We start from the raw sequence: 5043 nt of genomic DNA on the forward strand, positions 1-5043 counted from the left end.
GGTCCGAAGATCACCCTGCCGTTGTCGACCAGCCACGCCTCGTTCGTCGACAACCGCATGCATGCCCTGGCTTCGACGACCGGGCACGGCGATGCGGTGGGAACGACGGCGGGAACACCGGGAACGTCCGGGCCACCGGGGAAAAGAGGTTCAGCGACGGCCGGTGTCACCGTGCCGAGTCCGGCCACAGCGACCGCGACGACCGCCGCGAATCGTGCTGTCCAACCGAGAATGCGCTTGCTCATCGAGTCGTAACCTCTCAACCGTGCCCGCCACCGCGAGTCAACCCGGGTGAGGGGACCATCTCATGGAACGCAAACATGTCGAACACGAGCGTGGAACAGATACCTGGAGGTGTTGTCGATCATCGTGGTAAAGACCCCGATTCACCAAATCAACGCCCGGAAAAAGACCGAATAGAAACCAAAAGGCCGGGCACGCGATCGCGCACCCGGCCCTTTCAGCTGATATCTCAGAAGTTGATCATGTGCCCCGCGAGGCCGTGGATCGCTTCCTGCACCGCTTCGCTCAGCGTCGGGTGGGTGTGCACATTGCGGGCCACCTCGTTGACGGTGAGATCCCATTTCTGGGCGAGGGTGAGTTCCGGCAGCAGCTCGGACACGTCGGGCCCGATCAAGTGGCCGCCGAGGAGCTCGCCGTGCGCGCTGTCGGCGATCAGCTTCACGAAGCCGGTCGGGTCGCCCAGGCCGTGGGCCTTGCCGTTGGCCTGGAACGGGAAGTTCGCGACCTTCACGTCGTAGCCCTCGTCGCGGGCCTGCTGCTCGGTGAGACCGAAGCTGGCGACCTGCGGCTGGCAGAAGGTGGCGCGCGGCATCATCCGGTAGTCGCCCAGGGTCATCGTCTCGGCGCCGCCGATGGTCTCGGCCGCGACCACGCCCTGCGCCTCCGCCACGTGGGCCAGCTGCAGCTTGGCGGTGACGTCGCCGATCGCGTAGATGTGCCCCACATTGGTGCGCATGTAGTCGTCGATCTCGATGGCGCCACGGTCGGTGAGCGCGACGCCGGTGGTCTCCAGGCCGTAGCCCTCCACCCGCGGCGCGAAGCCGACGGCCTGCAGCACCTTGTCGACCGTGACGGTCTCGATCGCGCCGGACTTGTTGTCCTTGATCTGGACGGTGACCTTGGAGCCGTCGTCGTCGATCGACTGCACGGCCGCACCGGTGCTGATGGTGATGCCGAGCTTCTTGTACTGCTTGGTGATCTCTTTGGAGACGTCGGCGTCCTCGTTGGGCAGCGCGCGGTCGAGGAACTCCACGATCCGCACGTCGACGCCGTAGTTCTTGAGGACGTAGGCGAACTCCATGCCGATCGCGCCCGCCCCGACGATCAGGATCGAGCCGGGTAGATCACGGGTGAGGATCTGCTCCTCGTAGGTGACCACGTTCTCGGAGAGCTGGGTGCCCGGCAGCAGCTTGGTGGTGGTGCCGGTGGCGATGATGACGTTGTCGAACGTGAGCGTCTCGGCGCCGCCCTTGGTGAGGGCCACGTCGATCGAGTTCGGGCCGGTGAAGGTACCGAGGCCGTCGAACTCGTCGATCTTGTTCTTCTTCATCAGGAAGTGCACGCCCTTGACCCGACCGTCGGCCACCTTGCGGCTGCGATCGAAGGCGGCACCGAAGTCGAAGCTGACCTCACCGGAGATGCCGAAGGTCTTGGCTTCCTTCTGGAAGATATGGGCCAGCTCGGCGTTGCGCAGCAGTGCCTTGGACGGGATGCAGCCCACGTTCAGGCACACGCCACCCCAGTATTTCTGCTCGACAATCGCTGTTCGCAGGCCGAGTTGAGCGGCACGGATCGCGGCGACATATCCGCCGGGACCAGCGCCGAGAACGACGACATCGTAGTGGGAAGTCACGTCACCGAGCCTAACTCTGTTTCGAGGAGTTCACCCACCCGTCCCCCACATAGGTGAGATGTGCCCCGACCGGCCGCCGCTCACCGTCGACGCGGACGCGGCGCGGCCAGATCGGTGGCGCCGAGCACTTTGCACAAGGTGGCGGCGAGGGCCTCGAGTTCGCCGGGGTCCGCGTGGGCGCCGAGCCGGCGTTCGATGCCGTCGAGGTAGTGCGGTGCGGCCTCACGGAACCGCTGCCTGCCGAGCTCGGTGATGGCGACGATCGCGGAACGGCCGTCGTCGGGGTTGTGCTCGCGGCGCAGGAGGCCGTTCGACTCCAGTTCCGCGACAAGGCGACTCACCCTGGTGCGACTGAGGACGACCTTCTCGCCCAGGTCGCTCATCCGCATCGGTCCGGCGGAGTCCAGTTCGAGCAGGACGTCGTACCAGGTCAGCGGGAGTCCGGCGGCTTTGCGCAGTTCGGCGTCGAGCTCGGGAACGAGGGCGGCGTGCACCTGCAGCAGCGCGGCCCACGCGGCTACCGCGGGACGACGGGACGACTGTTCGTTCGGCACCACCTCACCTTAACCACTTGCGTGCGTGCGCACACAACTAGTAGCGTGTGCACGCACATAAATTCTTTCGAACGACATGAGGTGAACGCCATGACCGCACTCATCACCCGCGACGAACTGGCCGCGGAAATAGCGGCGAACAGCGTGATCGTGCTCGATGCCCTCGGCCCCGAGTACTACGCGAAAGCCCACCTGCCAGGTGCGCTGAACCTGACCGCCGACGAGGTCGCCAACCGCGCCGCCGGGCTGCTCCCCGACCGGGACGCCGCCATCGTGACCTACTGCTCGAACGCGGCGTGCGGCAACAGCGAGGCCGTCGCGATGAAGCTGGAAGCACTGGGCTACACCAACATTCGCAAGTACCGCGAGGGGATCCAGGACTGGTCCGACGCGGGCCTGACCATCGAAACCTCGGCCTGAGCACAACGTCGGCCCGCCACCGCTCACTACCGCGCCCAGTACTGTCGGTCCGGTGAGCGGTGGTGCGTCGGCGGAGGGCATCGGTAGCCGGCTCGACGGGACCGCGTCCACGCACCTCGTCCGGCTGCTCGTTCAGGCGGCCAGGGAGGCGGAGGTGGCCGAGGACCAGCTGGCCCGCGTGGCCGGCATCGACGAGGCGACTCTGCGCGGCGAGCTCAATCGAATCCCGATGGGTTCACTGCTGCGATTGTGGGAATTGATCGCCCAGGCCCGGCCCGGCGCCGGATCAGGGGCCGCGATCGCCGCCGCCGCACCACTCGGCGCACTGAACACCTGGGACTATCTGGTGACAACCGGTGCGACACTGGTGGATTCGCTGCGCGCGGCCCAGCCGTACCACCGCCTGGTCACCGCGGCCACCGAGGGTTTCGACCTGTCCGGCGACGGGGATCTCACCATCGGCTACCGGACGTCGGCCAGCGATCCGGCGGTGGCCTCGGTGGTCAACGAGTACGTGCTCGCCTACTACTTGCGCCGGGCGCGCGAAGCAACCGGCCGACCGCTCGTGCCCACCCGGGTGAGCTTCGGTCACGCCGCCCCGGCCGAACACTCCGGACTGGTCGCCGTATTCGGTACCGCCGATATCGAATTCGACGCCGAATCGGACGCGATCACCTTCCACGCCGACGACGCCAACGCACCGTACACCCGCGCGGACCCGATGCTGGCCGACTTGATGCGCAGCCACGCCGACCTGGTCCTGGCCTCCGCCCGCCCGATCGCCGATCCCCTCGACGCCTTTCGCAGCGCCCTCGGCGCGGCTCTGGACGCGGGCGATCCAGCCCTGCCCCGGGTCGCGAAAAGCCTCGCCATGAGCCAGCGCACCCTGCAACGTCACCTCGCCGAACACGGCACGTCCTGGCGCGACGAACTCGACCTGCTCCGTCACGAACGGGCGAAAACCCTGCTGGACCAGGGACACAGCACCGCCACCGTCGCGGGCCGCCTCGCGTTCACCGACGACCGAGCACTGCGCAAGGCCTTCCACCGCTGGACCGGCACCTCGCCCACCGCGACCCGCTAGTCGCGCTCACCGGGCCGTAGCGCTCCCACGATCTCGTCGGCGAGCAGCAGACTGGCCAGGCCGTGACCGTGTTTCTCCCGTCGCACGAGGGAGATGACGTTGTCGCTGAAGGCGTCGCGGACCGGCCGGAAGGCCAGACGACCGTCGCGCATTTCCTCGGCGATGTCGAATTCGCTGAGGAAGGCGATGGCCTCACCGGACGTCGCGAGCCGTTTCATGGTCTCGATCGAGTTGGTGTGAAACGCGGGCTGGATATCGAGATCGGCTTTCGCGAAAGCCTCGGCGACGATGCCGTGGATCACCATCGAGCGATCGGCGAAGATCAGCGGAAACGGCGCGCACTGCGCGAGCGGGACCGTGTCCATGGCCGCCAGCGGATGACGCGGGGAGACAACGACTCCGAGCCGGGTGTTGATCCGCCAGTAGGTCTCGAGCCGCGTGGAAGACGGAATATTGAAACCGAGACCGAGGTCGGCCTCGCTGTTCTCGACCGCCTGCACGATATCGAGGGTCGACATGGTGCGGATCGATATCCTGACCCGCGGATGACGGGTACGAAACGTCGCCGCGGCGGTGGCGACGACGCTGCTGGCCAGGCCGGTCATCGTGGCGATCACGACCTCACCGCTGCCGAGGGCACGCAGATCGCGGATATCGGCCACGGTTTCCCGGTATTGCCGCAGCGTCTGCCGGATGTGCGCGAGCAGCGCCTCACCCGCCGGGGTCAGGCGCATGCCACGGGGCAGGCGCTCGAACAGCGGCTGGTCGAGTTCGGCCTCGAACAGCAGGATCTGGCGGTTGATCGCCGAGGGCGCCACGTGCAGGCGGGCACCGGCCGCGCGGATGGACCCCAGACGCGCCACCTCGTCGATGTACTGCAGCAAACGCGAATGGAGCATTGCGCACCTCCTCCTCGGAACTGTACGAAAATTTAGTACACCTCGTGCGAAAACGCATGCTTGTGGGCAACAGTGTTTGTCGCGTCCAATCAATACAGGCAAGCAACAGTGAATTTCGAAGTGAGGACCACCATGGCCCAGCAGAATTCGACCACCGAGGTCGCCACCCACGACGACCACGTACGGATGATCTTCGGCATCTTGGAAGGG

The 5043-nt window shown here is 66.5% G+C and carries 5 protein-coding genes and 1 pseudogene; 2 read left to right on the forward strand and 4 right to left on the reverse strand.

Annotated features, from left to right (window positions below):
* From ACFWF3_RS23865 to ACFWF3_RS23875, 3 genes and pseudogenes are all read right to left on the reverse strand, one after another.
* Nucleotides 1-245 (reverse strand): annotated as a pseudogene (locus ACFWF3_RS23865) (murein L,D-transpeptidase); the annotation flags it as partial.
* Between the two features lie 227 nt (nt 246-472).
* Entirely contained in the window at nt 473-1876 is a 1404-nt protein-coding gene (gene lpdA / locus ACFWF3_RS23870; RefSeq protein ID WP_378991155.1) for a dihydrolipoyl dehydrogenase, read from the reverse strand.
* A gap of 80 nt (nt 1877-1956) precedes the next feature.
* Entirely contained in the window at nt 1957-2430 is a 474-nt protein-coding gene (locus ACFWF3_RS23875) for a MarR family winged helix-turn-helix transcriptional regulator (protein ID WP_379315330.1), read from the reverse strand.
* 90 nt (nt 2431-2520) lie between these two features.
* Here ACFWF3_RS23875 and ACFWF3_RS23880 point away from each other — a divergent pair, with 90 nt between their 5' ends.
* Nucleotides 2521-2850 carry a rhodanese-like domain-containing protein gene (locus tag ACFWF3_RS23880; RefSeq protein WP_379315331.1) on the forward strand — a complete coding sequence of 110 codons (330 nt, stop codon included), beginning with the start codon at nt 2521-2523 and terminating at the stop codon, nt 2848-2850.
* A 52-nt stretch (nt 2851-2902) separates the two neighbouring features.
* On the forward strand, nt 2903-3934 hold the full coding sequence (locus ACFWF3_RS23885; protein WP_379315332.1) for an AraC family transcriptional regulator ligand-binding domain-containing protein: 1032 nt from the start codon (nt 2903-2905) through the stop codon (nt 3932-3934).
* Here ACFWF3_RS23885 and ACFWF3_RS23890 read toward each other — a convergent pair.
* Nucleotides 3931-4833: a LysR family transcriptional regulator gene (locus ACFWF3_RS23890; RefSeq protein WP_379315333.1), complete on the reverse strand. Its 903-nt coding sequence runs from the start codon at nt 4831-4833 to the stop codon at nt 3931-3933. The two genes, ACFWF3_RS23885 and ACFWF3_RS23890, sit on opposite strands and share 4 nt — an antisense overlap.
* Between the last annotated feature and the right edge of the window lie 210 nt (nt 4834-5043).

Source organism: Nocardia sp. NPDC060220 (genome assembly GCF_042727815.1).
In the GTDB taxonomy this organism is placed as follows: Bacteria; Actinomycetota; Actinomycetes; order Mycobacteriales; family Mycobacteriaceae; genus Nocardia.